The 25,518-nt window shown below is 55.3% G+C and carries 26 protein-coding genes, 1 tRNA gene and 1 pseudogene; 26 read left to right on the forward strand and 2 right to left on the reverse strand.

Annotated features, from left to right (window positions below; all coding sequences use genetic code 11):
- The first annotated feature begins 559 nt into the window (after positions 1-559).
- The 8 genes from WNZ14_RS21980 (at position 560) to WNZ14_RS22015 (ending at position 6,516) form a co-directional block, all read left to right on the forward strand.
- Entirely contained in the window at positions 560-1,153 is a 594-nt protein-coding gene (locus WNZ14_RS21980; RefSeq protein WP_342870838.1) for a hypothetical protein, read from the forward strand.
- A gap of 893 nt (positions 1,154-2,046) precedes the next feature.
- On the forward strand, positions 2,047-2,250 hold the full coding sequence (locus WNZ14_RS21985) for a hypothetical protein (protein ID WP_342870839.1): 204 nt from the start codon (positions 2,047-2,049) through the stop codon (positions 2,248-2,250).
- Positions 2,247-2,642 carry a hypothetical protein gene (locus WNZ14_RS21990; protein WP_342870840.1) on the forward strand — a complete coding sequence of 132 codons (396 nt, stop codon included), beginning with the start codon at positions 2,247-2,249 and terminating at the stop codon, positions 2,640-2,642. The genes WNZ14_RS21985 and WNZ14_RS21990 overlap by 4 nt, the downstream gene beginning before the upstream one ends.
- Positions 2,643-2,692: 50 nt before the next feature.
- Positions 2,693-3,349 (forward strand): DUF922 domain-containing protein, encoded by a 657-nt coding sequence (locus WNZ14_RS21995; protein ID WP_342870841.1) that lies wholly within the window; start codon positions 2,693-2,695, stop codon positions 3,347-3,349.
- A gap of 123 nt (positions 3,350-3,472) precedes the next feature.
- Positions 3,473-4,579: an endonuclease/exonuclease/phosphatase family protein gene (locus WNZ14_RS22000; RefSeq protein WP_342870842.1), complete on the forward strand. Its 1,107-nt coding sequence runs from the start codon at positions 3,473-3,475 to the stop codon at positions 4,577-4,579.
- A gap of 3 nt (positions 4,580-4,582) precedes the next feature.
- Positions 4,583-5,311, forward strand: a complete 729-nt coding sequence (locus WNZ14_RS22005) for an NUDIX domain-containing protein (RefSeq protein ID WP_342870843.1) — start codon at positions 4,583-4,585, stop codon at positions 5,309-5,311.
- 99 nt (positions 5,312-5,410) lie between these two features.
- Positions 5,411-6,331: a PhzF family phenazine biosynthesis protein gene (locus WNZ14_RS22010; protein WP_342870844.1), complete on the forward strand. Its 921-nt coding sequence runs from the start codon at positions 5,411-5,413 to the stop codon at positions 6,329-6,331.
- A gap of 109 nt (positions 6,332-6,440) precedes the next feature.
- Positions 6,441-6,516: transfer RNA gene (locus WNZ14_RS22015), tRNA-Lys, on the forward strand.
- Positions 6,517-6,611: 95 nt separating this feature from the next.
- On the opposite strand, the gene WNZ14_RS22020 is transcribed toward WNZ14_RS22015, so the two are convergent.
- Entirely contained in the window at positions 6,612-7,073 is a 462-nt protein-coding gene (locus WNZ14_RS22020) for a hypothetical protein (RefSeq protein WP_342870845.1), read from the reverse strand.
- A gap of 75 nt (positions 7,074-7,148) precedes the next feature.
- On the opposite strand from WNZ14_RS22020, the gene WNZ14_RS22025 reads away from it, so the two are divergent.
- Positions 7,149-7,793 (forward strand): SOS response-associated peptidase, encoded by a 645-nt coding sequence (locus WNZ14_RS22025; RefSeq protein WP_342870846.1) that lies wholly within the window; start codon positions 7,149-7,151, stop codon positions 7,791-7,793.
- Between the two features lie 64 nt (positions 7,794-7,857).
- A complete protein-coding gene (locus WNZ14_RS22030) occupies positions 7,858-8,085 on the forward strand; it encodes a hypothetical protein (RefSeq protein WP_342870847.1) in 228 nt (75 codons plus the stop codon).
- A gap of 1,124 nt (positions 8,086-9,209) precedes the next feature.
- Here WNZ14_RS22030 and WNZ14_RS22035 read toward each other — a convergent pair.
- A complete protein-coding gene (locus WNZ14_RS22035; protein ID WP_342870848.1) occupies positions 9,210-9,827 on the reverse strand; it encodes an undecaprenyl-diphosphatase in 618 nt (205 codons plus the stop codon).
- A 374-nt stretch (positions 9,828-10,201) separates the two neighbouring features.
- Between WNZ14_RS22035 and WNZ14_RS22040 the strand changes: the two genes are divergently transcribed.
- The 16 genes and pseudogenes from WNZ14_RS22040 to WNZ14_RS22115 all read left to right on the forward strand — a co-directional run bounded on the left by WNZ14_RS22040 (position 10,202) and on the right by WNZ14_RS22115 (position 25,095).
- Positions 10,202-11,005 carry a hypothetical protein gene (locus WNZ14_RS22040; protein WP_342870849.1) on the forward strand — a complete coding sequence of 268 codons (804 nt, stop codon included), beginning with the start codon at positions 10,202-10,204 and terminating at the stop codon, positions 11,003-11,005.
- A 234-nt stretch (positions 11,006-11,239) separates the two neighbouring features.
- Positions 11,240-11,563, forward strand: coding sequence for a hypothetical protein (locus tag WNZ14_RS22045; protein ID WP_342870850.1), 324 nt, complete (start codon positions 11,240-11,242; stop codon positions 11,561-11,563).
- Positions 11,564-11,687: 124 nt separating this feature from the next.
- Positions 11,688-12,488 carry a hypothetical protein gene (locus tag WNZ14_RS22050; RefSeq protein ID WP_342870851.1) on the forward strand — a complete coding sequence of 267 codons (801 nt, stop codon included), beginning with the start codon at positions 11,688-11,690 and terminating at the stop codon, positions 12,486-12,488.
- A gap of 181 nt (positions 12,489-12,669) precedes the next feature.
- Complete coding sequence (locus tag WNZ14_RS22055) at positions 12,670-13,347, forward strand: response regulator transcription factor (protein ID WP_342870852.1); 678 nt, start codon at positions 12,670-12,672, stop codon at positions 13,345-13,347.
- A complete protein-coding gene (locus WNZ14_RS22060; protein WP_342870853.1) occupies positions 13,334-14,713 on the forward strand; it encodes a HAMP domain-containing sensor histidine kinase in 1,380 nt (459 codons plus the stop codon). The genes WNZ14_RS22055 and WNZ14_RS22060 overlap by 14 nt, the downstream gene beginning before the upstream one ends.
- A gap of 9 nt (positions 14,714-14,722) precedes the next feature.
- Positions 14,723-15,157 (forward strand): annotated as a pseudogene (locus tag WNZ14_RS22065) (YkvA family protein).
- Between the two features lie 2 nt (positions 15,158-15,159).
- A complete protein-coding gene (locus WNZ14_RS22070; RefSeq protein WP_342870854.1) occupies positions 15,160-17,160 on the forward strand; it encodes a VTT domain-containing protein in 2,001 nt (666 codons plus the stop codon).
- 90 nt (positions 17,161-17,250) lie between these two features.
- On the forward strand, positions 17,251-17,793 hold the full coding sequence (locus WNZ14_RS22075) for a Chromate resistance protein ChrB (protein WP_342870855.1): 543 nt from the start codon (positions 17,251-17,253) through the stop codon (positions 17,791-17,793).
- Between the two features lie 153 nt (positions 17,794-17,946).
- Positions 17,947-18,696 (forward strand): hypothetical protein, encoded by a 750-nt coding sequence (locus WNZ14_RS22080; protein WP_342870856.1) that lies wholly within the window; start codon positions 17,947-17,949, stop codon positions 18,694-18,696.
- Positions 18,693-18,920, forward strand: coding sequence for a hypothetical protein (locus WNZ14_RS22085; RefSeq protein WP_342870857.1), 228 nt, complete (start codon positions 18,693-18,695; stop codon positions 18,918-18,920). The genes WNZ14_RS22080 and WNZ14_RS22085 overlap by 4 nt, the downstream gene beginning before the upstream one ends.
- 150 nt (positions 18,921-19,070) lie before the next feature.
- Positions 19,071-19,457: a PepSY domain-containing protein gene (locus tag WNZ14_RS22090; RefSeq protein ID WP_342870858.1), complete on the forward strand. Its 387-nt coding sequence runs from the start codon at positions 19,071-19,073 to the stop codon at positions 19,455-19,457.
- Positions 19,458-19,595: 138 nt separating this feature from the next.
- Positions 19,596-20,207, forward strand: a complete 612-nt coding sequence (locus WNZ14_RS22095) for a cytochrome b/b6 domain-containing protein (RefSeq protein ID WP_342870859.1) — start codon at positions 19,596-19,598, stop codon at positions 20,205-20,207.
- 296 nt (positions 20,208-20,503) lie between these two features.
- Positions 20,504-21,103, forward strand: coding sequence for a hypothetical protein (locus WNZ14_RS22100; protein WP_342870860.1), 600 nt, complete (start codon positions 20,504-20,506; stop codon positions 21,101-21,103).
- A 2-nt stretch (positions 21,104-21,105) separates the two neighbouring features.
- Positions 21,106-21,768 (forward strand): ABC transporter ATP-binding protein, encoded by a 663-nt coding sequence (locus tag WNZ14_RS22105; RefSeq protein WP_342870861.1) that lies wholly within the window; start codon positions 21,106-21,108, stop codon positions 21,766-21,768.
- Positions 21,758-22,444: an ABC transporter ATP-binding protein gene (locus WNZ14_RS22110; RefSeq protein ID WP_342870862.1), complete on the forward strand. Its 687-nt coding sequence runs from the start codon at positions 21,758-21,760 to the stop codon at positions 22,442-22,444. Before WNZ14_RS22105 ends, WNZ14_RS22110 begins: the two co-directional genes overlap by 11 nt.
- Positions 22,441-25,095 (forward strand): FtsX-like permease family protein, encoded by a 2,655-nt coding sequence (locus WNZ14_RS22115; protein WP_342870863.1) that lies wholly within the window; start codon positions 22,441-22,443, stop codon positions 25,093-25,095. The genes WNZ14_RS22110 and WNZ14_RS22115 overlap by 4 nt, the downstream gene beginning before the upstream one ends.
- Positions 25,096-25,518 lie beyond the last annotated feature (423 nt).

Below are 25,518 nucleotides of genomic sequence, written 5' to 3' on the forward strand. Positions count from 1 at the left end.
TGACGAAACACGAGAGATCCGAGAAGCCGAAGGCCCGCGCGCGACGCTGGGTGCTGCGCCTCTCCCCCTTGGTGGGGGAGAAAGCGATTTCAGCGCCTTGGCTTCAGCCAAGTGCTAGAAATCGCAAGAGAGGGGGTATTGCTGCAATGCTTGACCCGGCCTGGGACCCCCTCACCAACAAAATCTACGACTTGGCTTTGCCAAGCCTGTGATTTTGTATCCTCTCACACCAGGGGAGAGGGGGAGCGCGGCGCTCGCGTCAACCCCACTGCCACCACCCGCAAAACCGTGCTGAATGCCCGCCACCGCACCCCCAGGATTTCCCATCATGTCCGGTAACACGCTCTACACCATCATCGCCTTGCTCGCCGTTGGCGCGACCATCATCGACTTTCAGCTCTACCAGTAACGTCAGCCGCACACCGGCATCGAAATCAAGTTCGGCGAAGACGGCATTTCCCTTCGTTAATCGACTCTGACATGCATTCTGGGGTTGTTTTGGTTCCCGCGCATAATATTGAGAGCCAGCGCCAACGCGCCGATATGAGAGGAAAGCAAGATGTTTGAGGCATTTTCACCCTATGTTCCGGTGACCGTCATCGGCGCAATTATTCTGTTTATCATCAGAGAAGTGCTTGAGTTCCGGCGACGGCGAGGCGCGGATCAGAGAAAGCTACAGGCCATAAGGCACTTTATCGCGCGCGACTTAGAACTTTGCCAGTCGGCGATTCGCAGCTATCGAGGCGTTCTTGAAGCCTTCAAGCGAGTTGAAATGGAGCCTGGGCGACAGATACGTATTTTCGTAGAGCCATCGGGTAGGCTGCACTACGAGCACTGGTGTGAAGACGAAGATGAAACTCCCTTCCGCTCCGGGGGGATGTTCGCTCCTGTTGTGAATACATTCGCCGCTCGTTTCATGCTGGACATCGCAACTTTGGATAGTGAACTCTATAAGCAAGTCGAAAGCACCACCGACGAGCTGTCTGAGCTTAAGCACATAAAGGGAAGCTTAATGGAACAAGCAGAGCGTCCAATTCATCGCGACGGATTTATTGAATATGCGGCGATAGAATTGAACGATATTGAGAAATCCATACGTAGTCTTTACAAGATCTGCACCGGCCTTGATGAAATCAAACCCCGCATAAGGTAGCAACCGCTAGACGATCAACACAGATTGTCAGAAAACCAAAACTGTGACCAATCCTCAAACCTAGTCCCCACACACTTTTTCCACACCCTCCACCCCCATGCCATAATCCCCCGCACTCCTGCTGCCGGATGGATCGCGAACGTTTCGATGCAGGTGGGAGGGAATGCTTCGGGCCGGGCGGGCAAACGTGGCGCGCGCGGGTCGGAGAGGCGGAGGCCATCGGGGTTCCGCTGGCAGCAGTGATCTCGCGTGGGGAATGTCCCTGACGAGAGAGCTGCAAAGCCAGCCACCGGGCCGGAATCTTGCTTCACGCCAGCCGAAAGGCGGGTGAGGGGCGTTTGTACCGGGCCGGGCCTGTGGCGGACATGGTTGCGTGACTGCATATCGCGTTCAAATGTCTTTATTTGAACGACAACGTACATGCATCTTGAACACGCGATCAGGGTCCGTGCCGGAACCCATGCCAGAAGCATGTCCCGCGGTCTGTCCGGATCGCGGCCGGAGCAATCCGGGCGGGGCCTAACAATCCCGGGAGATGCGAGGCGCCGCCTGTCGGATGCCGGACAGCATCCGGCGAGTTTCGGGCCGCGCGCGAACAGCGCCACCCCATACACACTTCATACCCAGAGGCACTGCCCGCGTGCGGCCCTCCGGACTATCCGCCTGTCGCGCGAAAGTGCTTGCACTTGAGCGATAACGTACAGGCGCGGCAAAGAGTCTTTCCCCACACACCGGCGGTATTCCGCGCGGCAGCGTTTCCGGCTGCCAGCAATTCGGGGGACGGATGCAGGGGACAGTTTACTTTCGGGCTTAAAGGCCACAGGTTAAGACTGCACGGCAGACTGCCCGAAAGTAAACTGTCCCCGAACACCCGATCTTCTTCCGAGCACGCCATGTCCGATATCGGCTCCATCTTCACCACCGCTGACATTCTCCTGATGATCCTCGCCGCCTGCGCGCCGGGCTTCGTGCTGGGTGCCGCGCTCGGTGCCTGGAAAAGCCCCGGCCACCGGCTGCGCGGCGCGGCGCTCTATGGCGCTGCCGGCTTCGGCCTGGCCTTTGTCGGCTGGTGGTTCTACCTCGAGGTGATGAAATGATCTGCCTGCGGCCAGTGCGGACATCGGCGAGGATGCGGCTGCTGATGCTGTCGGCCGTCACCCGCATCAATCGCCACACCGCCATGCGCGAGATCGATGACATCGTGGTGTCCTGCGGCGGCTGGATCGAGGAGCACACGCTGTTTTCCGACATCGCTGCGACCTACCGCTTCGTCTTGCCCGCGGGCCGGCTCGAGGCGTTTGCCGGCCGGATCGACGCGCTCGGCGTCCGCATCGATGCCGCCAGCCGGCAAGCGCTTGCCGCCCGCGCCGCAAGCGGAGAGGGCGGTCAGGCTCAGGTGGGGGCGGAGGAAGTCTCGGGCGCGCTGTCGGTGACTTTCATTTGCGCCGAGCCGGATCAGCGCCGCGAAATCCCCTCAGTTCCGGGTTAACCGGGCATTCCGATTGAACCCGATTCGTTGCACTTGTTGGAGCCATCCCGTTGATTGAACCCCTTCCATTCATGTCGATCCGGCCCGTCATGGCGTTTCTCATGCGGTCTGTCCGGCAGCTGTTCCTGCCCGCCGCGGCTCTTGCCGCTGGCCTGTTCACGCAGCCCGCTTTCGCCTGGAAGGCCGCCGAGCAGGTCAAGACCTATCCGGTGACCGGCCAGTCCGGTGCTGAACTCTACCAGTCGATCGGCGCCAACGGTCCGGTGATTTCCGGCGAGCGCCGCACCATCGCCCACACCACCTTCAAACTGACCTGGCGGCGCGATTACCGGGAGCGCGCCGATGGCGGCTGCGTCATCGCCGTCAACGTGCCCAAGCTGATCATCACCTACACATTGCCCAAGCCGCGCGGCGGCCTTCCATCGGGCGTGGCGTCAAGCTGGAAGCGGTTTTACGACGGGCTTGCGGCGCATGAACGGGTGCATGGCCAGCATATCATCGAGATGGTGAAGGCGATCGAGGATGTCAGCGTCGGGCTGAGTGCGCCCAATGATCCCGGCTGTCACAAGGTGCGGGCGGAATTGCAAACCCATCTCAAGCGGCTGTCGGACGAGCAGCGCGCCCGCGGCCGCGAGTTCGACCGCATCGAGATGGGTGATGGCGGCGCCGTGCAGCAGCTGGTGCTGGGCCTCGTCAACGGCCGCTAGCTTGGGCAAGTGGCATCGGTAAGTGATGCCTCACTCTCCGGCGCCGGGCCAAATTGGCTTGCGGTGCCGGAGCAGCCTGCCTAGGCTCGACTGTTCGCGCCAGAGCCAGAATCAGGACGCCGCATGACCGTACGCATCGCCACCTTCAATGCCGAGAACCTGCTCAGCCGGTTCGATTTTTCCGGCTTCCGCAATGAACTCAGGCAGGACCGGGTGGCGCAGCTCTACGAGTTCGAAACCGAGGCGCAGTACCGCCAGGCCGAGATCGCGCGCGCCGTGTCGCTGACCGACGACACGCGGCAGATGACGGCGCTGGCGATTGCCGACGCCGATGCGGATATCCTCTGCCTGCAGGAGGTCGAGAACCTAGATACGCTGCACCGGTTCGAATATGGCTATTTGTTCAAGATGATCGGCGACGGCTACCGCCACAAGGTGCTGCTCGACGGCAACGACACCCGCGGCATCAACCTTGCCTTGATGACGCGAGACCGCACACTCGATGGTGCTGCGATCGAGATCCTCGATGTCAAAAGCCACGCGCACGAGACCTACCAGTCGATGGGGCTCTACACGCCCGATCTTGCCGAGATGCAGAAGCCGCAGGACCGGATCTTCAAGCGCGACTGCCTGGAGGTTGATCTGAAGATCGGCACGACCCGGCTCACCGTCTTCGTGGTGCATTTCAAATCGATGGGAAGCCCCCGCGACGGCATCGATGGCCGCACCCGCACCATGCCGGTGCGCGTCGCCGAAGCCCGCGCCGTGCGCAAGATCATCTCCGACCGCTTCGGGCCCGATGGCGGCGGCAAGCGCTATGTCATTGCCGGCGACTTCAATGATTACGCGGAGAAACTCGTGATCACCGGCGACCGCCGCAACAGCTACAAGTTCACCCCGGAGGACGCCGAAGACGGCGCGGTCAAGGTCCTCACTGCCGGCGGTTTTAGCGAAAACGTGGTGGCGCGGCGGCCCGAGATGGACCGCTGGACGCTCTACCACACCCGCGGCCCGGAAGAGCGGCATCTCTGCCAGCTCGATTACCTGCTGGCCTCGCCTGCGCTCGCCGGTATCAGCCGCGACCGGCAGCCCGACATCATCCGCGCCGGCCAGCCATGGCGCACGCTGTTTCCGCAGGGCCAGGAGGTCGACCGCTACCCGCGCACCGGTTGGGACCGGCCCAAGGCATCGGATCATTGTCCGGTGGCAATGACCTTCGATCTGGTCTGAACCATGCAATCCATGATCCCCGAGAACCGGATCTTCAGCCTCGATGCGGTGCGGCTCGGCATCGATGCTGGCGAGCATCCCTGGTTCGTTTCAGAGCGCGACGCAATTAATGCCCACTGGGCGCGGGAGCAGGTTGAGCGGCCATGGTTGTTCAACGGCACCATCATGATCCACCGTGGCCTCACGCTTGAGCACGGGGTGATTTCCGGGACCAGCTACCGCGCGCCCTATGCCGGCCTGCTGCACTGGGTCAAGACGCAGCCCGAAGCCGATGTCTGGCACCTGTTCGGCTCGGCGGTGATCTTGTCATCGGATGGCGCCATGCTGCTGATCCGCATGGCGGCAAAAACGGCGAATCCCGGCAAGGTCTATGCGCCTGCCGGTTCGCTTGATGAAAGCGACATCAAGGGCAACGCGGTCGATGTCGAAGGCAGCATCAGCCGCGAGGCGTTTGAGGAGACCGGTCTCGATCTGGCGCAAGCCGAGGCTGAAGCTCAGCTTCTTGGCTGGCGCAGCGGTCGTCATGTCTCGATCTTTCGCCGGTTCCGGTTCGCTGACACCGCGCAAGCTCTGGCTGAGCGGATTCGCGCGCATATCCGCATCGATCCGGAAGAGGAGATCGAGGATGTGGTGGTGGTGCGCAGGCCGCAGGATGCCGGCCCCACCGCGCCGCCCTACATGCAGGCGATGATCGATTTTCATTTCGTGTCACCGGAGTTCGACAGAGGTTAGGATGCGGTCAGGTTTGGTCCGTTGAAACGCCCACTTGCCACCATACAATGATACAGTGCAGCATTGCGGTGCAGGCAGCAGAAGAGGAACCGACCGGGCATGACCGATTACGCAATCTACGACGTCTTCACCGGAACCGCCCTGGCGGGCAATCCGCTCGCCGTGGTGTTTGACGCCGACCATTTCAGCGACGTGCAGATGCAGGCGATTGCGCGCGAGTTCAATCTTTCAGAAGCGGTGTTTGTGCTCAAACCTGAAAACCCGGGACACACCGCGCGGCTTCGAATTTTCACGACTGCGCGGGAGCTTCCTTTCGCCGGGCATCCAACAGTCGGCGCAGCCGTGGCGCTGGCGGATCGACGGCTCGGCGGCGATGTGCCGGCCATGGGCATGGATATGGTCAAGATGCTCGAGGAGGCGATCGGCCCTGTGCGCTGCGCGGTCCGGATCAAGCCCGACGGGGCAGGGTTCGCGGAGTTTGACCTGCCGAAACTCTCCCGTCAGCTCGAAGCCGAGATTGAGCCGGCCGACATCGGTGTGGCGCTCGGGCTCGACCCGCACGAGATCGGGTTTGAAAACCACCGGGTTTCGCTGTGGAGCGCAGGTGTGCCGTTCGTGCTGGTGCCGGTGCATGATCTCGCCGCCGCCGCCAAGGCCGAATGCGATGCAGCCGAATGGGAGCGTGTCGCACCGATGGGCGACGGGCACCTGGCCTTCGCCTATGTCTATTGCCGCGGCGGCGTGAACCACACATCCTCGTTTCATGCCCGCATGTTCGCGCCAGGCGATGGCATGCCCGAAGATCCCGCTACCGGCTCGGCGGCTGCGGCCTTGTCGGGGGCGGTTCATCACTTTGACGGACTGCCCGAAGGCAATCACGCGCTAGTGATCGAGCAGGGCGTGGAAATGGGCCGACCGTCGCTGATTCATCTGCATATCGACTGCGCCGGCACCGAGGTCTCCCATGTCAGGATCGGCGGCGAGGCAGTGCGTATTGCCGAGGGCAGGCTGTTGATTTGATGCGTTTAACGCGGATTATTGCGCGCTTGTCGCAACAGCGTGAAAAACAGTGTGGACAAGCCCGGCCATCCGGTCTATACGCCCCTTCGTCCCGGTAGCGGGACAGGTGGGGCGCGTAGCTCAGTTGGTAGAGCAGCTGACTCTTAATCAGCGGGTCCACGGTTCGAGCCCGTGCGCGCCCACCATTTTTTCTTCTAAATTACCCAATGAAAACAAGGGTCGTTTGGCTTCCCCGGTTTTGAGACCCTAATGTGACCCTCGCAAAAGGGTCACATTAGGGTCACACGTCAATTGAGGTGTTGTATCTAAAACAAGGCTCACACTGCTTGTTATGCCAACCCTCGGAGCCGAACTGCACGCCGCAGCACATGCAGGGAATCATTTTCTTGGGGCTGACAGTGGGGCGGCCTTCTCGTTCGATCTTGCCAAAAAGCGCATGGATCGCATTCTTCGTCCGACCAAAATGCGCCGCCATCTCTTTGTGAGAGGCACCCTTGATCCGCATGTCCATCAGAAGGTCGATTTCGGCTTCCGACCAATAGACGGTGCCATCAGACATGACTCCGATGACATCACGCGCATTTCGCTTTCCGAACCCTCGGCGTGATGCCCTCGTTTGGACAGACTGCTCGGACTTCCCAAGCTCAACCGTGATATCCTTGACGGTGCAGTTGGCTTCCCAGAGCGAGAGAAGCCTGGCATCCAATTCATCGGTCCACTTCGTTCGTGTTGCTTTACCCATCTTCCTAGTCTCAAAAATTTGATAGGCTCAGCATGAGTCACCGAGGCCGCCGGCGCTAATCGAGAAGGAATGCTGATGTGTAATCTCTACAACATCACCAAAGGACCACAGGCCATCTTGGAATTCACAAGGGCGGTCGTGAACCATGCGGGAAACCTGGAGCCAAGCAAAATCTATCCGGATTATTCAGCCCCCATCGTGCGGAACGGCAGCGACGACAAACGTGAACTCGTCAAAGCGCGATGGGGAATGCCGACGCCTCCAAAATTCTTGGAGGGCAAAAAGACTGACGGCGGCGTGACCAACATACGAAATGTCGGGTCGCCTCATTGGCGACGATGGCTCGGTGTCGAAAGTCGATGTGTCGTGGCTGCCACGGAATTTTCTGAATATGGCAGCGTTCGCGACCCCAACACCAAGCGGTTGCCTTTGCATTGGTTCGCCCTGAACGAAGATAGGCCTTTCTTCGTTTTTGCGGGTATTTGGACGACCTGGAGAAGCGTTCGCAAAATCAAGCAAGGCGAGATCGAAGCTGACATTTTTGGGTTCCTGACGACTGAACCCAACTCGGTTGTCGCGCCGATCCATCCCAAAGCGATGCCCGTGATTCTTACCACGCCCGACGAGATCGAGACGTGGCTCACAGCGCCTTGGGATGAAGCCAAGGCACTCCAGCGGCCATTGCTAGACGATCAGCTGATGACGTTGGAGCTGGACTAAGGAACTCTATGGCTTCTGGCAGATTGTGATGGTGTCACGTCAAACGCTCGGAAGGCATTGAGATATGAAGCCGCCCAGGTTCAAAGCCACTCATCCCGACTATGACCTCGAATGCGAGGAAGTCCTCGAGCCAGCCTTGATCGCCGCGATTGAAGAGGCGCGGTCGGTAGGGTGGAATACCGATGCTATCTGGCCAGCGCTGCTCTCACTGATCACAAATCTCGAACTTGCCGAGATCGAGAATCAACGGACGGATCGGCAGATTGCGGGAGCGAGACTCGATCTGCGGTGACTCAACACCGTTTTGATTTTTCGTTTTGTTTCACATCGTTGCCCAGCGGACGATTTCCCCATTCGGGAACTTTCCGCATTCTCAGGAGCCTTCGGATTACAAGGTGACAATAGTCTGCAGTCGAGGCCGTCTTGATCTTAACGTCGACGTAGTCAGCCGTGCCGCAACGCGAACATGCGAAGGGTGGCGTATCAACTGGACGCGCTGGGTTGAGTACCAGAACGAGGTCTGTCGCCAAATAGTGGACGACCTTCCGACATAGATTGCACCTCACCGAAATTATCTGGCCGTCGTCAGCCGCATGCTGGAGCGTGCGAACCTTCTGGCCTGGATGGCGGTGATATTTGCGATATTCCTCGGGCATCGCGGCATCATAAGAACAAAGAGGGAACACGCAAGAAATTTGATCTGAGCTATCCCCAACTCCCTAAATCAACAGGCGGACCTCTGCAACGAGAGTGATCCATCCATGTCTATGTGTATTCAACCCGTGTTTCGACGCCGCGTCTCCAACATGTCGTAATAAAATTCATTGCCGCCAGTGCGCGGCATCAGCATTACTGAGACCACAGCACCGCAGTCTTGGCACCTGAATCGAAGGGCTCTGGAGACAAAATGACCAAGAAAGTGGCCTTAGTCGATGGCGAAAATGGGCGGAAGGACTTTTGCTGCGCGGAAACGAATGGTTGAAATGGGGCCGTAACCTGTCAGGCGGCTTGTGGGAACGAAGCGGGGGAAGCGGACATTCGGCGTTGACCGGCTCGACGTCACTTCCGGCCCTTTGCGGACCTTCGTGTCATCCGCAGCTAATCACAGGACTGCTGCTTAAATCAAAGTGTCCCTAAGATTTGCAACAAGGCCCTTCTACAGGCGAATGTTTTCATTGAACCACAGAAGCTGCGGCAAAACGGATGTTGTTTTTGCTACAGTGAAATAGAGGAGTGCGGATATTAATGCAGCCATTGGTGTGTGCCACCGTATAGAATTAGTATCCGTCCCGAAGCTACGAAGCGTTCCTTGGTGCTTTCCACACATAACCTACCTCTGGGGGCACACCAGCTTACAACCGCCTTCGCATTTCGCATTTTTCAAGTTTCCACTTCACCCATGAGGCGAGTAAGCAATCAATAACGGCACCAGCCACGCTTGATGCCAGGCGCAAACAGCTTCTGATAAAGGGGGATCGCCACCTTGGCGGTGAGGTGCCTCTGGATCGTTTCGTTTGCGGGGATCAGTGCGACCAATACGATTGCAGCAATGAGCGCCGATCCGATCATGTCAAATGGGAAATGGACGCCGAGAAATATCCTCGCCCACGCTACGAGCATTCCGATTCCGACGATGATGAATGCGGTTCCCCGCAAACGCGTCCAATATCCAAGAGCAAACGCAATTCCAAAGATGAAAGTGAGGTGGTCGCTCGGGAAAGAACTGTCAGCCGCATGCTCAACAAAGGTTTTCCCGATTGGAACCATGAAGGGGCGCGGATGAAACCACCAAATTGGTATCAACTGGTTGACGAAAAGGGCAAGTTCGGAAACCAAGATAGCCACAACGAGCCCGCCGCGTGTTTGATCGTTTCCGCGCAGCCACAACACCACAAGAATGGCGGGAATTATGTAAATTGCGTAGTTCGCACTGACAGTTGCAAATTCAACCTTCCACGGCGACGTGCTGACGGACGCATTCAGCATCAGAAACAGTCTTTGATTTAGGCTCTCGAAAATATCTAGGATCGGCAAATCATATCTTCCTTAGTGATGCGCTCAATGTTCAAAGCGGAAACAGGGTGCAAGCGGGGTACCCTTTGCGGCGCTGCCACACGGAAGCTTGAGACTGAGAATTTCAGTAGATTCGGCGTCCCCAAGGGTTTGCTTAGTTGGTGCCTGCAAATCAGAATGTGCAATCAACCGACTACGAAACTCTCAAGGCTGCACCATGAAAGAGTGTCCATTGCAAATCTTTCAGGGAGCTGTCCGAACCTTTACAATTCCGTAATCTGCAAAGATGCGGCAATTCTTACAAAACGGTAAGATTGCAGCAATGAGCCCGCAAACCACCGTTCCTATCAGTATCTCTCATTCATCGCCGTCTATCGGCCATCAGGAGAGGTTCAATGAAAAACTCACAAGCGGACAGCGTATCAGGCCTTCAAGCAGACGCGCCGGTTCATAATCGCGTACCAAAGGTCACGGTCGATTTCTGGCTCATTAAACTATTAGCGGTGACAGTTGGAGAGACGGCGGCCGATTTCCTCAATGTCAATCTAGGGCTCGGACTACCTGCGACATCCGTGATCATGAGCGGTTTTCTGCTCGCTGCTCTGCTTCTCCAATTTACGCAAAGCAAATACGTACCCTGGATTTACTGGCTAGCCGTCGTCCTGATTTCCGTTGTTGGCACCCTGATCACCGATAATCTTGTTGATAATTTGGGCTTCAGTCTTCAGGCGTGCACGATCGGATTTTCCATAGCGCTTGCCGCCACTTTTGCCGCATGGTTTGCGTTCGAAAAAACGCTCTCGATCCATACAATCTACACCGCGAGGCGTGAGGTTTTCTATTGGCTGACGATTCTATTCACCTTTGCGTTGGGTACAGCAGCAGGTGACTTGTTAGCCGAAGGCCTCGGACTCGGTTATCTGCAGGCCGGCCTTGCTTACCTTGCACTTATCGGAGCGATTACTGCCGCTTACTATCTGTTCAAGCTAAATGGAATTCTGGCCTTCTGGTTAGCTTACATATTCACACGTCCAATGGGGGCCTCATTTGGTGATCTGTTTTCTCAGCCAGTAGACGCGGGTGGTCTCGGTTTCGGCACCACCATAACCAGCCTTCTTTTTCTTGGAGGTATCGTTGCGGTCATCATCTACATGCAACTGACCCACGACGATGACGAACTGGCCAAAACAGCTGGTTGATAACGATTCAAACAGAATGTCTCCAGACTGGATACGTACGAACCCATGAAGCCGCATCAAGACGGCGTCATGGGTTCGCTTTTTTCACTAGCTGAGCCGAACACCAGATAAGCCATTGTAAAAATACTCATTTTTACAAATCCGTAAGATATTCGCACAGCCGCAGAAAGGTTTGACTGTGAGATTGAATTTGTAGCGAGCGATTGTCGCTCGTCAGAAAAAAGGATCACAAGCATGAGCGTCACCTCAACCGCCCGCACAGCTATTCTTGCAACTGCTCTCGTACTTGTAGCCGGCGCTGGAGCCCAAGCAGCAAACAGCGTCAAAGACATTGAGAATTATGGGTTGTCTGTCGCTCCAGGCAAAATCCACAGCGTGTATCAGGTCAAGGACAACGACTCTCTTTTGTATGAAATCATGATCGATGGCAATGACGGCGCAGCACACTCGGTCAAAGTCGATGATGCAGGCAATGTGATCAATCACACTTCGCGGCTCAACATCTCCCACGGTCATGATGGTGCCGCCGTGTCCCACGGAGGAAACGCACACAAATGAAACCGTGAATGCAGAGCCGCTGGAACGTTGTTCTGCGGCCCTGCCTTTCCGCCTCACGTTACCTGGACACCAATCTCGTCATCACACATCTCCCAATACGAAAGTTCCTCAGATGGACAACAGAATGGAACCATACGGCAGCGATAAAACAGTCGCAAAAATGCCGGTTCTAAACAAAATTGCCGAAGTGACCCTCGCCTTCTGGATCATGAAGATCATTGCCACCACACTCGGTGAAACCACTGGCGACTTCATTGCCCAGACACTTAACCTCGGTTACGTCGTAGGCCTCGCAATCACTGTGAGCTTGCTCGTTTTCGTCATCTTCTTCCAGGTAAAGGCCGAACGTTTTCATCCAGCAGTTTTTTGGGCAGCCATAGTGGCAACCACTACGGCTGGTACCGAAATCTCCGACCTCATGGATCGAACTCTTGGTTTGGGCTATGTGATGGGTTCAGTGATCTTGGCAGTCGGGTTACTCGCTACATTGGCAATCTGGTACAAGCGCGATGGTAATCTGAGCGTCGATCCAATCCTGCGCAAAGACGCAGAGATTATGTTCTGGGTGGCGGTCGTTTTTTCTAACAGCCTTGGCACTGCCTTTGGTGACCTTCTGGTCGATGCTGCGGGTTTGAGTTATGTCAGCGCCGCCTTGATCTGCACCGCGGTAATTGCTGGCGTCCTGGTCCTTCACTACACAAAGGCCATGAACGATATCGCCTTGTTTTGGATAGCATTCATCTTCACAAGGCCGTTCGGGGCGACATTCGGGGACTTCCTGACAAAGCCTATTTCAAAAGGCGGCCTCGATCTTGGAACCTACAATGCATCGATTATCTGTATTGTTCTCATGAGCGGCATCGTGTTTTTCGCCATGCGAAATCATAATCGCTCCAAGATAGCCACCACGTTGATAGATCAGTAAAACGACTAACAATCTTGTAAGTGTTCAGCCCATGCGCTGACCACCCTCTCCCGGTGCTGTCTCCGGGAGAGGTTCAATGTCGAAGATATAGAGGGTATGGATGACCCCAGGCCGCCATCCCATACAAGATGCAAGTAAGTATCCGCAAAGCCCGCATATTTCTAAGTTTGGAGACTAGCCCGTGCGCATTCTGCTGATCGAAGACGATATCAAAACTGCCAGTTATGTCTCGCGTGGATTCACTGAGGCTGGGCATACCTGTGACGTGATAGACAATGGTCAGGATGGTCTTTTCCAAGCGACACGAGAGTCTTACGACGTCATGATTGTTGATCGGATGCTACCTGGCCTTGATGGGCTATCCCTTGTCAGGGCACTTCGTGCAGCAGGAAAAAAGACACCCGCGATCTTCCTAACCTCGATCGGCGGCTTGGATGATCGCGTTGAAGGACTGGAGGCCGGTGGTGACGATTACCTCGTGAAACCCTTTGCCTTCTCGGAATTGGCTGCTCGTGTATCTGCATTAGCACGACGTCCTACCATGCAGCAGGAGCTGACTGTTCTGATGGTTCATGATCTCGTGGTGGATTTGCTGAGCCGTCGCGTAACAAGAGCGGGGCAAGAAATTGACCTTCAACCTAAAGAGTTTTCACTCCTTGAAACGCTTATGCGAAACGAGGGGCGGGTTCTCACACGTACCATGTTGCTGGAGCGAGTTTGGGACTATCATTTCGATCCGCAGACCAGTGTCGTTGAAACTCATATTAGTCGATTAAGATCGAAAATCGACAAGCCCTTTGACACAGCACTCTTACACACTGTGCGCAGTACGGGATATTCAATTCATGCTCCCCGCTAGGCTACTTCGAAGCAGCGGATTTCGAATTGCTGCGACATTCACGGGTGTGTTCCTTATCGCCGCCGCCATCGCCGGCACGGCAGCTTATACAATCATCAATGAGGAACTGACGAAACGGCATGAGCGTCTACTTGATGAGGACATTTCCGTGATGGAGTCCGCTTTTCTTGCTGGTGGCTTATCTGACCTACGTGAAACTGTAGATGCTCATACTTCTGCGTCGCCCAATCGGGAAGGAATTTATCTACTTCGCGATCAGAGCGGTGAAAAGCTCGCAGGCAACATCAGTCGCTTCCCGAATTCGGTGCCTGGAGATTTCGTTGAAGCAACCGCACTCGGTATTGATGCTGACTACGGCTACTTCACGCGGCGTGCTGAGCTCGGAGACTACTCCATAATCATTGGCAGGAGCGCAGAAGATATCAGCGAGATTGACGAGATTTTCATAGACGGTTCCACTTGGGCCGGCATCGTCATGTTAGCAATCTCACTGGCGGGCGCTATCACGCTATCCCAACGCATGAACCGCCGCCTCGAAACGATCAAAGGCGCACTGGAGTCCGTCTCAGAAGGAAAATTTGATACGCGCATTCCCATGACTGGCCGTGGTGATGACATCGATATGCTGGCCGAGTTGATGAACTCGACAGTAAGCCGTTTGGGTTCATCTGTGGAGAGCATTCGTCAAATAAGCAATGACATTTCGCACGATCTGAAAACACCGATGAACCGACTTCGGATAAACCTTGAGGAAGCGTTGGAGAAGCAGGAAGCCGGCAAAAACGTCGGGGCAGAAATTGAGGATGCGTATGATGAGTCAAACCGAATAATTGGTACCTTCGATGCATTATTAAGGATCGCACAAATTGAAACACGGGCGCGAAGGGCGCGGTTTGGCTCAGTCAATCTTGTTGCGGTAGTAGCCGATATCACCGAGTTCTACAAAAATTCATTCGAGGACGCTGGCATGGAGCTAGGCGTCAGCATGGCTGTGGCAGTCCCCGTGGTAAATGGCGACAGGGAACTGTTAACGCAGCTAATTGCCAATCTCCTTGAGAACGCCATGCGGCATTGTCCATCAGGTGCGCTAGTGAGTTGTACTGTTACCGTGGAAGACCAAGCAGTTGTTTTGTCCGTTTCTGACAATGGCGATGGCATACCGGAAAACGATCGGGAGAAAGTCTTGCGACGGCTCTATCGACTTGAGAAAAGTCGGAGCACCCCAGGATCGGGACTTGGCCTTAGCATGGTCAAGGCAATTGCGGACCTTCACGACGCAACCTTGACTCTTGAGGACAACATGCCAGGGCTTCGGGTCATCGTTAGACTTCCATTGGCAACCAACGATATCGCGTTTCGGGCTTGAGCTGATCCCATGATTCAGTTCTTTGAACTTACCAAGCTCGCCTTGAGGTCTATTGCCCAATGGGCAAGTGAGCTGAAACGAGATGTAACGGCGCTTTGGATTGGATCGCGAGATGCGCGGACTCCATGGCCATCAAAGTTGCTGGCAGGCCTGGTGGTAGCCTAAGCGCTCAGTCCCATCGATCTGATCCCGGATTTTATTCCTGTGATCGGCTACCTCGACGATCTCATAATCGTGCCTTTCGGTCTCTGGCTTACGATCAGGCAGATACCTGATGAGCTAATGGCAGAGTTTCGTCGACGAGCTGTTGGACTCGGTCCGCGCCCCAGATCGATGGCTGGGTTGCTTTTTGTTGGCGCGGTCTGGCTGCTTGCCATCACCATCTTGTTTCGCTGGTTCGAACAGCGCTTCGCGGTCACGACCGCGCTTTCTTCGGGAGCCTGAAATTGGGTCAATATCTGCAGCCTATTGTCGATTACATCGGCAACCATCCAAACGGTGCTATTGCGATAGTGTTCCTCATGGCGATGGGCGAAGCAATCTTCGTGCTTGGGCTGTTTGTTCCCTCAACTGTCGTCCTTGTTGGCGCGGGTACATTGGTCGGCATGGGCAAGCTTGGGTTCGTGCCAATCTTCACCGCCACTGCACTGGGCGCAATCGCCGGTGACGCGATCTCCTACTGGATCGGCCACACCTATAAGGAGCGCATTAGACAAGTCTGGCCCTTCAACAGATACACAGGAATGCTGGATCGCGGCGAGGCCTATTTCGCCAAACACGGCGGAAAAAGTGTGTTTATCGGTCGCTTTATTCCGGGCATCAAAGCTGTAGTTCCTGGAATTGCGGGCATCGTTGGCATGAATCCGGTGCGCTTCACCGTCATCAATGTCGTGTCCGCCATCGTTTGGACCGCCAGTCATCTGCTGCCTGGTGTTGGAATCGGCAGAGGCATCAACGTTGCAAGTTCTGGCAATCCAAGACTGCTAGAGCTCTCTCTTCTGGTGCTCGTTATCGCTGGCGCTGCCACTTACGCAGCCAAATTCGCCTTTGGTTGGCTTGTTCCTCATGCGGAGAACTGGCGCATCAAACTCGGAGAAGCCTTGTCCCAGAGCTCGGTTCCAGGCGCGCAGTTTTTGCGGCGAATTCTCCTCAACGATCAAAACATCGCCGTCCCCTTTGCATTCTTTGCGTTGGCGCTCCTGGGTCTCTCCGGCTTCAGCTTGATTGCGATCGAGTATTTCGCCGACCCAGCTTTCGTTCGAGCAGACGAATCCATCAGCGGCTATCTGCAGTCGTTGCGCACGGAGCCTTTTGACAAGCTCATGGTTGGCGTGACGATGCTTGGTGACGGCATGGTGCTGGGCCCCATAGCGGCGGCCGTGTTGGCGGTATTCCTGTGGCACAGAAGGTGGCGGGTGGCCGGAGCGCTTGCCACCGCATTTGTCAGCGCCGCGTTGTTTGTCCCTCTGGTCAAGACGTTCATTCACCGCGCACGACCAATCAGGCTCTACAATGGTGCGGACAGCTACAGTTTCCCCAGCGGCCATGCGACCTTGTCAGCAACGATCATAGGCATGTGCGTGCTTGTGGTGGTTCGAGACGTTCCAGTACGTGCCCAGAGGATCATCTATATAGCGGCAGCTGTTGCGATCGGGCTGATTGCATTCTCCCGTCTCTACCTGGCAGCCCACTGGCCTAGCGATGTCGGAGCAGGCCTGATGTTCGGAGGCTCATTGGTATTCGGTCTGGCCTGGCTTCTCCACAACCGTTCTTTCGCCCCTGCTTCCAACCGTGCCGCCATCGTCACACTCATCACACTGATGTTGGTTTACCCCCTGCACCTCTATATGAACTATTCGACTGCAACCTCCAACTACGCCATCAGAGCCGATCAAACTGTTATCAGTCGCCAGCAATGGCTTGCCGATGGCTGGACTTCTTTTCCATCTCGAAGGGTTCTGCTCGACGGCGATTATGGCGAACCGATCCTTGTCCAGACCAATCTCGATGAGCCCAAGATTGCAACTAGTCTGGTCAAAGCTGGCTGGAAGATGAGCAAATCGGGGCAAATCGCAAATCTGGTTGACTCAATTCTGCCAACACGGCGACCATTAGCTCAAATGTCTGAATTGCCGTTAACAAACCGTGGCCGTTCACCAGATGCCGTGTTTACTCGGCTTGATCCAAAGTTGGAAACCACGCGGCAAGTGCTGCGCGTATGGTCTACTGGCACATCCGTCCAAGAGGGCGGACAGCAAACGCAGTTGTTCCTGATCTCGGTGACCGCCGAAATTGCTGACCCGGTCGGTTTTGGCTTTGCTCTCGGAGAGACTTTGTCTTTGTCCGCAGCTGAAAACGATGTGTTGAGATCGGAGATCGCCAATTCACTGGATGGCTCTGTAGAATCTGTTGGCAGCGCAAATAGTAAGCAGCTTCTGGTTGATTGAGGTGCGCTAGGAAATTGCGGACTGACGGCATCCCACGCTACGTCGAGCGAAACTATTGACATGTTACTGTCGTTACATTAAAAGTAGGCCATGAAAAATATTTCATGGCTACTGTTGACCTATAAAGTCCCGCCAGAACCCGCGGCTAAGCGGGTTTCACTTTGGCGAAAGCTAAAGGGTCTGGGTGCCGTTTATCTTCAAAACGGCGTCTGCCTTCTGCCAAAAACGGACGACCATGTACGCCGCCTAAAGATGCTTGAGAACGATATTTCGGAGGCGGAAGGCGAGTCGGTCATTCTAGAGACCGTTGGCCTTGACCCAAACCAAGAAGCAAAGGTTCTGGGGCGGTTCAAGGCTGAACGGGATGAAGCTTATGAGGAATTCATCGACAAGTGCGATGACTTCGAGGCTGAAGTTGCCAAAGAGGTGACTGCCAACCATTTCACTTATGCCGAACTGGAGGAGAACGACGTTGATCTCAAGAAACTCCAGGGCTGGCTAGAAAAAATCCAGAAGCTCGATTTCTACGGAGCCGATCGCGCCTCCGAAGCGCAGGAGCGACTTAAAGGTTGCGTTACGGTCCTCGACGATTATGCGCGCAAGGTTTTCGACGCGCATGATGAAAACAAATAGGGCGAAAACACATGCGGTTTATTGGCCGTCTTTGAACCGGCAAACACATTAGCTTTCGCAATCAACTTGCTGAAGTCCGTTGCCCAATGGCCGTATAGGCATGGAAATCCATAGATGGATTGAGATGCCGAAATGGAAAACAGGAGTCCCGAAATGATCGAATGGTCTACCGCAGGCCCCGCCGTCGGCGCAGCCTTTCTCGCTTCGATCGTCGAAGTCGTCGAGGCATTCACCATCGTGCTGGTTGTCGCCACGCTACGTGGCTGGAAGCCCGCTGCCACAGGAACGGCGGCCGCGCTTTTCGTACTGACTGCAATCGTTGTTGTTCTCGGCCCATTGTTGGACCAGGTGCCACTCAATGTGCTCCAACTGCTGATCGGTGTGCTGCTGCTGCTTTTCGGCATCGGCTGGCTGCGCAAAGCTTCCCTGCGTGCGGGTGGCGTCATACCGCTGCATGATGAAACCGCGATTTTCGCACGGGAAACGGCAGAGTTGAGCGTAGAGGTTAACCGCCAAAAGACATCGCAGGATTGGATTGCTGGGATTGCGGCTTTCAAGGCAGTTCTTCTGGAAGGTCTCGAAGTGATCTTCATTGTGATAGCGGTTGGCTCGGGTCGAGGTCTGTTGTGGCCTGCCAGTCTGGGCGCTCTTGCGGCTTGCGTCTTGGTACTTTTGGCTGGAATCATTGCCCATCGGCCGCTGGCTCGGGTGCCGGAAAACACCCTCAAGTTCAGCGTTGGCGTGATGCTGTCAGCTTTCGGTGTATTCTGGACTGGCGAAGGCCTGGGAGTGGATTGGCCTGGACATGACATGGCTCTGCTTGTCATTGCCATCCTGTTTTTGCTTGCGGGCCTGATAGCTGCCCGAATGGTCCAACAACCCGTAGAAGAGGTGACGCCATGAATATCCTTAAAGACGTCATGTCAGAACTGTTCAGCATGTTCGTTGCCGACGCACGGCTGACTGCGGCTATGCTGGCGGTGGTCGCAGTCGCAGCGCTGATTATCGACGCGACAAATCTTCCGTCACTCTATGGTGGAATTTTCCTACTGGTCGGCAGCATCGCTACATTGTTTTTCAGCGTCAGCCGAGAAGCAGCCCGTCGCCGCCTTTCCCGCTCTTTGTGAGAGGAGCAGACATAAAATTGGCGCTCAATCGCCACATCGGGGCCACACAGTATAAGAATGCGTAAGGCTGTGGAAAAGCGCTGGTGAGTTTCAGTCGCCATCTTCCTGTCATCGGATCGCACTTGGTGATCCCTAACAAGGAGAAAACAGATGAAGAAACATTTGATTGTCGCCACCGCGATTATGGCTTCGGGTCTCAGCTTTGTGGCAGCTGGAGCAGCGAATGCGACTGATGAACATGATACATCACATGCGATGGAGACTAAGGCGCTCATGTCAGCGAAATTGACCGCCGCAGATGCGATCAAGGCTGTTCAGGCTGAGCAACCAGGCAAAGTTGCCGAAGTGCAGTTTACCGTGGACAACAATGCGCCAGCTTATGAAATATCTCTGCTTGCGGCCGATGGCACTGAACATGATTTCTTGGTGGATGCCTCGGCCGGCGTGGTGACCAAAATGGCTGCAAACGAAGAACAGGCAGGCGACCAAGCGGATGACGAAAATGACCACGAGACGGGAGGCGCGGAAACCGACTAAGCGCCTTTAGGTTTGGCCACCGCCTCAGTTGGGGCGGTGGCCAGCTGTGCGATAAGCCTGCCTTACGAAAAATTATATTTTCCTTCAGTTACTTGTAATCTAAAGCAGCGATGCTCCCCTTAACAAACGGAGCTCACCATGAACGCAGAATTGCAAATAAACAGACTTCACTCTCGATCGACCAGACTGTCTCACATGGTGCTCGCGGCTACAATCGTGACCCAACTTATCAGCAGTCTGATAATGGTTCCCCCTCTGGATGGAAACGCCGCTGATATTGCGTTCACAATTCACCAGTACTCTGGGGTTTTGGCATTTCTGTTTGCCCTGCTGTTTTGGGGTATCATCATGGCGCGAAAGAAGGGAACCTCTCTTACGTCACTCATACCGTGGTTCTCGGCTGAACGGCTTCGGTTGTTGAAGGGTGATATCTTGGAGCATTTCGCAGCCTTAAAGTCGTTCAAGTTGCCAGATTACAAAGATGACAAGCCGCTTGCTTCGGCGGTGCATGGTCTTGGTCTATTGCTGATGACGGGTATGGCTGCAACAGGTGTTGCTTTCGCGATTGCCATGCAGCTTGGTCGGGGCGAAGAAACCAATTGGGTCGCCAACGATTTGTTGCTGCACGTCACTTTTGCAAATTTGGTATGGGCCTATTTGATTGGCCATGCTGGACTTGCCATACTCCATCACTTTACGTCTAAAGCGTCCCTGTCAGAAATGTGGTCATTTCGAGCGAGTGGGCATTGAGCTTTGCGTTTCCAGAGCAAGACAACGTATTTTAAAGTGGGATCGATTGCTCCAATAAATAATTTTCTCAAAGCCACGCCACCGTCCAGTATCGGACGGTGGCTTTTTGCCGCGGTCGATATGGAGCCATGCATATTCCGAAAGATTACTGGCGTTTGATTTTGGTACTCAAGTCTACGCTCATTGAGCGATCCTGATCTTTATTACAAATCGGTATGAATTTCTCACAGTCACTGTAAGGCTGACGGTCCACCCTCCTTATTCAAACGGAAATCACGTTTGTAAAGGAGATTGAAATGACCAAGTCTAGAAGCCAGACTCACCGAACACTTCACAGTGCACTTATCGCATTTTCGCTCTTAGGTGTGGCTCTGTCCCCCGCCATTACTGCCATCCCCGCGCATGCGGAAAAGGCTGTGGCTCCGGAGAAAAACCCTCCCGGTGACATTCCCGATACCCAAGTCTTCGTTGATTACGTCTCACCTGCAGGCTTCACGATGAAAGTTCCGGAAGGCTGGGCGCGAAGTGACAACGCCGACGGTGTAAGCTTTGTCGACAAACTCGATGGCGTAATCGTGACAATGTCTGATGCATCCACTGCGCCTACGGCTGCGAGCATCATTACTGAATACTTTCCAATGTTGGAAAGTCACGGACGCGCCGTCACAATCGATGGTGTAAAGCCTGTTCAGTTGCCAGCAGGTTCTGCTTTTCTCATCTCCTACAGTTCAAATTCCGAACCAAATGCGGTCACCAACAAGCAGGTACGGCAGGAAAACAATCGCTACCTGTTTTACAAGAGTGGCAAAATTGTTTCGCTCGATCTGTATGCCCCGCTTGGCGCAGACAATGTCGACCAGTGGCAACTGATGTCGCAGTCCTTCAGGTGGAACTAAGGATGTCCATTCTGGAAGCCCATGAACTGTATCGATTTTTCCACATCGGTGACGATGAAACGGCTGCTTTACGCGGCGTCAGTCTGACAGTTTCCCGGGGCGAGACGGTTGCAGTCATGGGGCCGTCAGGTAGTGGCAAATCTACTTTGCTCAATTGCCTCACAGGTCTCGACGAACCAGATGCTGGAGCAGTCCTGATCGACGGCGTGCAAATGTCTCGCCGTGCCGAATATGAGCGGGCCCGATTACGGGCATCCAATTTTGGCATCTTGCTGCAAGCGGGAAATCTCTTTCAGCACTTCACCGTGGCTGAGAACATTCGGTTTCAAATGATGTTGCTAGGGGCTGTCGATGAGGCGCGATTGGAGGCTCTCGTCGAGATGGCAGGGATCGCGCATCGTGCAGATGCCTACCCCGCAAATCTTTCTGGCGGGGAGACCGCACGGGCGGGACTAGCTGTAGCGCTTTCAAATAATCCGGCGCTGCTTATTGCTGATGAGCCTACCGCAGAAGTCGACGCGGCCACTGAACGACGTCTTCTCGATCAATTCGACCTCCGTCGGGAAACGGGTCTCGCAACCCTTATCGCCACTCATAGTCAGGCCCTGGCTAACAGGGCTGACCGGATCGTCCATTTGAAAGATGGGAAGCTCGATGACAAATGACATTTTAGTGGAAACCGGGAACGTCGCCAAAGATTACAACTTGGCCGACGGCACCTCGGTTAATGTGCTGATTGGCATCACCTGCACAATTCGTGCAGGTGATCGTCTGGCACTTGTAGGTCCTTCAGGTAGCGGCAAATCCACGTTGATGCACATTCTGGGTGGTCTCGTCGAACCCACGCGAGGTGCGGTGAATTGGCCTGCGTTGGGTATTCGTGAGCAGCTTCAGCCATCCAAGGTGCAATTTGTCTTCCAGTCACCAAGCTTGTTTCCCGCGCTGAATATCGCTCGCAATGTCGCCCTACCAATGGTGTTGGCAGGCGGCTTTACGGATTCTGGAAGCCGAGCGCAACAAATGTTGGAACGTTTTGGGCTGGCTGATCTCGCTGAGAAGCTCCCAGAGGAGTTGTCCGGCGGACAAGCACAACGGGTTGCGATGGCGCGCGCATTGGTGATCGGCCCGAAATTAGTCCTTGCCGATGAGCCAACGGGGCAACTCGACAGTTCCACCGCGAACTTGTTCCTGGAAACGGTATTCGAGGTAGCCCAAGCGGGCGGCACAGCCTTGCTGGTGGCGACCCATGACTCCGATATCGCAGGCAGGATGGACCAGAGATGGATGCTTGATCGCGGCGTTTTGAAAACTTCCCAACATAAACTGGAGTCAGTCTCATGAACTTTTACTGGATCAGCGGACTGGCGCGTCATCGGATAATACGCCTTGCGGGTGCTACCTTCGGCGTCGCAATTACGGTCGCCCTCTTGGCGTGCCTTGGTTTTTTTCTTGCAAGCAGTTCTTCATCTATGACCAAGCGCGCCATTTCGGGCTTGCCAATTGACTGGCAAGTTGAAGCCATTCCGGGATCAAACACCAAAACCATTCACGATGCGATCAGCAAGGCAGCAAAGACCGACGCCATCCATGAAGTCTACTATGCCAAGACAACTGGATTGAAGGCCGAAACAGGCGGAACGGTCCAGACCACGGGCGCTGGCAAAATCATAGCATTTGATACTGGCTATCTGAAGGACTTTCCAAAGGAAGTCAGACCGCTTTCGGGAACACCGGATGGGGCACTGATCGCCCAGCAGACCGCAGCCAATCTGCATGTCGGTCCCGGTGACAAGGTCATCATCAATCGAGAGGGATTGGGGCCCCAGACCGTCACCATATCCGGGGTCGTTGATTTGCCCGATGCAGACTCCCTTTTCCAAGCCGTGGGCCTTCCCGCTCAGGCCGCTCCGCAGGCACCACCGGACAATGTGATCATTCTCCCGATTGCCGATTGGCACAGGATTTTCGACCCACAGCAGGTCGTACGCCCAGACACAACACGATTGCAGTTCCACGTTCGCTTGAACCATGAAGCCCTTCCTGCGCAACCAACCAAGGCCTATGTCGAAGTGGCGGGAGCTGCAAAGAACCTGGAGGTTCAGGTCGCGGGCCAGGCACTTGTCGCCAACAACCTGGCCGCCCGCCTTGATGCGGTGCGGGGCGACTCCCTTTATGCAACCGTATTGTTCCTCTTTCTTGGAATACCCGGCGTGGTTCTGGCCGCAGCTCTAACCATGGCCGCCACCGCAAGCGGTGCAGGCAGACGTTTGCTTGAACAGGCGCTCTTGCGCGTACGTGGCGCTTCGACCAGTCGAATTCTTTCGCTGTCGGCCACCGAGGCTGTGACAACGGGTCTGGCTGGAATTGTTCTGGGTCTTGCAGGCGCTTATCTCTTTGCAAGATGGGGATTGTCGATTAACGGCACGGCATCTGGCGCTGTTACTTCAGCTTTCCTTGCTGCCTTGACAGGGTTCGCACTCGCACTGGCAGCGGTCCTGCTGCCAGCATGGCTATCGACCCGTCAGGAGACTGTTTCAGCCGCCCGCCGCACTGTTGGACGTGGTTCCGTTCCACTGTGGCAGAGGCTATGGCTGGATGTCATCTTGCTTGTGGCTTCGGGTTTGTTGTTCTGGCAATCGGCAAGTACCGGATACCAGGTCGTGCTCGCACCAGAGGGTGTTCCTGCAGCATCAGTTGACTATAAGGCGTTTCTGACCCCCGCACTGTTTTGGGTCGGCTCAGGTCTTTTCATCATGAGGCTTGCCTTTACGGCCATAGCGGCCAACGGCCCCATTCTTAAAGGGCTTGTCTCGCCTTTCGCTGGACGCTTGTCTGAGACGGCTGCCGCATCGCTTTCGCGCCAGGCACGCCGATTGACACTCGGCATCGCAATGACAGCTTTGGCTGTATCCTTTGCCACATCAACTGCGATATTCAACACCACCTATAATGCTCAGGCTCGGGTCGATGCCGAGCTGACCAACGGCTCCGATGTAACGGTATTTGGAACAATTGCGAACCCCGCAGGCACGCATTTAGAAGACCTGAAAAAGCTTCCGGGCGTTGTTGCCGCTGAGCCGATGCAGCACCGTTTCGTCTATGTTGGCTCGGATTTGCAGGATATATACGGCATCAATCCGAACACAATCGGAAGTGCGACCAGCCTTGCGGATGCCTATTTTACCGGAGGTACTGTATCTGCAGTTCTTTCATCGCTTGCGAACACACCTAATGGTGTTCTTGTCTCTGAAGAGACGGTGAACGACTTTCAGCTCAAACATGGTGATATCGTCAATCTCCGGCTCATGAGCGCCAGCGACAACCAGTATCACGCCATACCATTTAAGTTTGTGGGGATCGCACGCGAATTTCCAACCGCGCCGAGAGATTCGTTTCTTGTCGCCAATTCCGAATACATCGCCAAAGTGACAGGGAACTCAGCCGACGAATACGTGCTGATGCGCTCCGACGGAAACCCGACGGCATTGGCCAAAGCCGTACGCACGACACTGGCCAACAATCCTGCTTTACAGGTCAAGGACGTCGGCATGGCCACCCATATCATAGGCTCCAGCCTCACCGCTGTTGACCTATCGAGTCTGACACGCATCGAACTGATCTTCGCCGTCATTCTCGCTGCAGCCGCGTCGGGCCTGGTGCTTGCCCTCGGCTTCAACGACCGTAGACGCGATTTTGCAATCTTGACGGCAATCGGTGCCAAGCCAGCACAGCTCAGCGCGTTTCTGTGGGCAGAAGGTGCGCTTGTCGCTGTCTGCGGTACTATCTTTGGGCTCGTCTCGGGAAGCGTTACGGCATGGATGCTGGTCAAACTGCTAACGGGTGTCTTCGATCCGCCGCCTGAATCGTTGACGGTACCATGGACCTATCTTGCGATCGTTCTCTCCCTACTTATCGCGTCCGTCATACTCGCTATCCTAAATGCGGGCAGAGGATCGAGAGAGAGCGTGGTGGAGGCCATTCGAGACTTCTGACGATTGATGTCATCTCCAAAGCAAAGAGCTCAGAGGTGATGGCAAGCCAAGAGCGGAGATACACGATAACACTTGCATTCGAAGGCCGCATTTTGGCGCAATCCGGCCTTCGAAGCTTTGCGCTGCGAACGTCAGCTTCCCGCCCTATCAGGACCTTGGTGCGGAGTGTAGGGAATGGCTGCTTACAGGAGCTGGGTCCAAGACAGCGAACGGCCGACCTGAGGGCGCGAAGCGGTCAATGAGTGGACGCCTCGTCAGGGTCAGCAATGGGACGAAAGCACCAAAGAGAAATTGCCAACCTCGGGCGGAAAGCGGAAGTTAGGGGGTAGTCCCTGATCTAGGAGTGACAGAAGCTACCATTGTCGCTTTTGCTGGCCCCTTGGATCAGGTTATCGACGGAATGGGCGGTCAGCAGGCGTTTGC

The organism is Hoeflea sp. AS60 (genome assembly GCF_038900115.1).
In the GTDB taxonomy this organism is placed as follows: Bacteria; Pseudomonadota; Alphaproteobacteria; order Rhizobiales; family Rhizobiaceae; genus Hoeflea.

Coding starts and splice junctions, on each gene's coding strand:
- WNZ14_RS21980 (WP_342870838.1), top strand. CDS start 560: ATGTTTGAGGCATTTTCACCCTATGTTCCGGTGACCGTCATCGGCGCA.
- WNZ14_RS21985 (WP_342870839.1), top strand. CDS start 2,047: ATGTCCGATATCGGCTCCATCTTCACCACCGCTGACATTCTCCTGATG.
- WNZ14_RS21990 (WP_342870840.1), top strand. CDS start 2,247: ATGATCTGCCTGCGGCCAGTGCGGACATCGGCGAGGATGCGGCTGCTG.
- WNZ14_RS22000 (WP_342870842.1), top strand. CDS start 3,473: ATGACCGTACGCATCGCCACCTTCAATGCCGAGAACCTGCTCAGCCGG.
- WNZ14_RS22005 (WP_342870843.1), top strand. CDS start 4,583: ATGCAATCCATGATCCCCGAGAACCGGATCTTCAGCCTCGATGCGGTG.
- WNZ14_RS22010 (WP_342870844.1), top strand. CDS start 5,411: ATGACCGATTACGCAATCTACGACGTCTTCACCGGAACCGCCCTGGCG.
- WNZ14_RS22020 (WP_342870845.1), bottom strand. CDS start 7,073: ATGGGTAAAGCAACACGAACGAAGTGGACCGATGAATTGGATGCCAGG.
- WNZ14_RS22025 (WP_342870846.1), top strand. CDS start 7,149: ATGTGTAATCTCTACAACATCACCAAAGGACCACAGGCCATCTTGGAA.
- WNZ14_RS22030 (WP_342870847.1), top strand. CDS start 7,858: ATGAAGCCGCCCAGGTTCAAAGCCACTCATCCCGACTATGACCTCGAA.
- WNZ14_RS22040 (WP_342870849.1), top strand. CDS start 10,202: ATGAAAAACTCACAAGCGGACAGCGTATCAGGCCTTCAAGCAGACGCG.
- WNZ14_RS22045 (WP_342870850.1), top strand. CDS start 11,240: ATGAGCGTCACCTCAACCGCCCGCACAGCTATTCTTGCAACTGCTCTC.
- WNZ14_RS22050 (WP_342870851.1), top strand. CDS start 11,688: ATGGAACCATACGGCAGCGATAAAACAGTCGCAAAAATGCCGGTTCTA.
- WNZ14_RS22060 (WP_342870853.1), top strand. CDS start 13,334: ATGCTCCCCGCTAGGCTACTTCGAAGCAGCGGATTTCGAATTGCTGCG.
- WNZ14_RS22075 (WP_342870855.1), top strand. CDS start 17,251: ATGAAAAATATTTCATGGCTACTGTTGACCTATAAAGTCCCGCCAGAA.
- WNZ14_RS22080 (WP_342870856.1), top strand. CDS start 17,947: ATGATCGAATGGTCTACCGCAGGCCCCGCCGTCGGCGCAGCCTTTCTC.
- WNZ14_RS22085 (WP_342870857.1), top strand. CDS start 18,693: ATGAATATCCTTAAAGACGTCATGTCAGAACTGTTCAGCATGTTCGTT.
- WNZ14_RS22090 (WP_342870858.1), top strand. CDS start 19,071: ATGAAGAAACATTTGATTGTCGCCACCGCGATTATGGCTTCGGGTCTC.
- WNZ14_RS22095 (WP_342870859.1), top strand. CDS start 19,596: ATGAACGCAGAATTGCAAATAAACAGACTTCACTCTCGATCGACCAGA.
- WNZ14_RS22100 (WP_342870860.1), top strand. CDS start 20,504: ATGACCAAGTCTAGAAGCCAGACTCACCGAACACTTCACAGTGCACTT.
- WNZ14_RS22105 (WP_342870861.1), top strand. CDS start 21,106: ATGTCCATTCTGGAAGCCCATGAACTGTATCGATTTTTCCACATCGGT.
- WNZ14_RS22110 (WP_342870862.1), top strand. CDS start 21,758: ATGACAAATGACATTTTAGTGGAAACCGGGAACGTCGCCAAAGATTAC.
- WNZ14_RS22115 (WP_342870863.1), top strand. CDS start 22,441: ATGAACTTTTACTGGATCAGCGGACTGGCGCGTCATCGGATAATACGC.